This window comes from Kitasatospora sp. NPDC094028 (genome assembly GCF_049543595.1).
In the GTDB taxonomy this organism is placed as follows: domain Bacteria; phylum Actinomycetota; class Actinomycetes; order Streptomycetales; family Streptomycetaceae; genus Kitasatospora.
In genome coordinates this window covers 1-1,314 of the sequence record NZ_JBMVFA010000103.1, presented here as the reverse complement: position 1 = coordinate 1,314, position 1,314 = coordinate 1, and the positions used below count along the sequence as shown (strand labels likewise).

At 66.0% G+C, this 1,314-nt stretch carries 2 protein-coding genes; both read right to left on the bottom strand.

Annotation, left to right across the window (positions count from 1 at the left end):
* Nucleotides 1-77: 77 nt before the first annotated feature.
* Entirely contained in the window at nt 78-1,103 is a 1,026-nt protein-coding gene (locus ACPC54_RS42085; protein ID WP_351592666.1) for a hypothetical protein, read from the bottom strand.
* On the bottom strand, nt 1,093-1,314 hold a 222-nt coding region (locus ACPC54_RS42080; RefSeq protein WP_498973036.1), incomplete at its 5' end, for a DUF3696 domain-containing protein. The genes ACPC54_RS42085 and ACPC54_RS42080, both read right to left, overlap by 11 nt.

The following is a 1,314-nucleotide window of genomic DNA, read 5'->3' as shown; positions in this document are numbered from 1 at the left end:
CCGCTCCAGAACCTGCTCCAGGAAGTGGACCTCCGGTACCACGGAGATATCCTTGACCACCTCGACGTCTCCCATGCTCAGATCACGCCCCGAATCGTTTCGAACATCGATCGCAATTCCTGTTTCGCTCCGGGGCCCAGGCCGTCCAGGTCCCGCTCCGATATGCCGCCGCGCATCACCTCTCGCAGGAACAGACCCGGCAAGTCCGTTCCGAATCCCTCTTGGAGGGTGATGAGATCCTGCTCTGCCACTTCGTCGTACAGGTCACCATGGCGCGGCGGAATGACGTAGGTGGTCCCCGCCTTCTTGGAGTGGCGCCCCTTCTGGTCGGCGCCCTTCTGTGGCTTCCCCTTGAATCCGTGCTTCATGTCGAAGTGGGCTCGCTGCTCGGGCGAGAAGGTCTTGAGGGACTCCAGGAGCTTGGCCATGGAGGACATTCCTACGGTCTTCTTCGGCTGCCGGGCCAGGACCCGGTTGGGAATGTAGTTCTCCATCTCACGGAAGCTGAGGACGTGCGCGCTCACGCCTTCGCGGGCCGCGGCTTCGGCCTTCTCATGATTACCGGTCCGGTCCGTGGGGTGGAAGCTGTCGCTGTCGATGACGAGGACCACACGCTTGGTACGGGAGAACTGCGCGGCCTGGTCGACCGCGTGCGCGGTCGCCCCGTCCTTGCCACCTCCGTTGTACACACCGAGGCGACTCCCCGCCTTGGCGTCGATGACATCCTCGCAGCCGAGCAGGCGCGCGAGCGCCTCGATCATCTGCCAGTCATAGATCGCGTTCTCCACCACCAGCACGGCTGGCCGCTCCAGGTCACGGATGTCCGCCGCGAGCGTCTCGCTGGCCACCCTGACCACGCCCGCGGTTCCCTCGTGCGGCGCCCAGGCCTGCGCCATGCTCGCCTTCTGCGCGAGCAGCAGGTAGCTCTGCGCCAGGACCGGGAGGTGACGCTCCAGGAACGCGTGGACGGCGTCCACGTCACGCGGGGAGATCGCCCACTCGTGCCGCGCCTCCCTGAAGAACGCGATCAGCTTCAATACGAGCTCTGCGTTCTCGTCGCCCTGACGGCCCTTCAGCAGGGCGACGGGAATCTCAACGCGCATCGTCGATCCGATTCGCCTGCGCGTCCGCGAGGGCGCGCACCTCCTCGAAGTCCTCCGCGAAAACCCCCCGTGGCCAGTAGTCGAGGTTGCCGAGGGCGTCCACCTCGATCTTCCGCAGGGTGGCGGCCCCCTCGGCCTGTTCAACGAAGTAGATCTTCACGTCCTCCGGCGCCAGCTTCCGCTCCGCGACCCGCCGGCGCAGCCTGAGGAG

Bases quoted from the DNA above. Each gene is read 5' to 3' on its own strand.
- ACPC54_RS42085 (WP_351592666.1), bottom strand. From the start codon at position 1,103: ATGCGCGTTGAGATTCCCGTCGCCCTGCTGAAGGGCCGTCAGGGCGAC.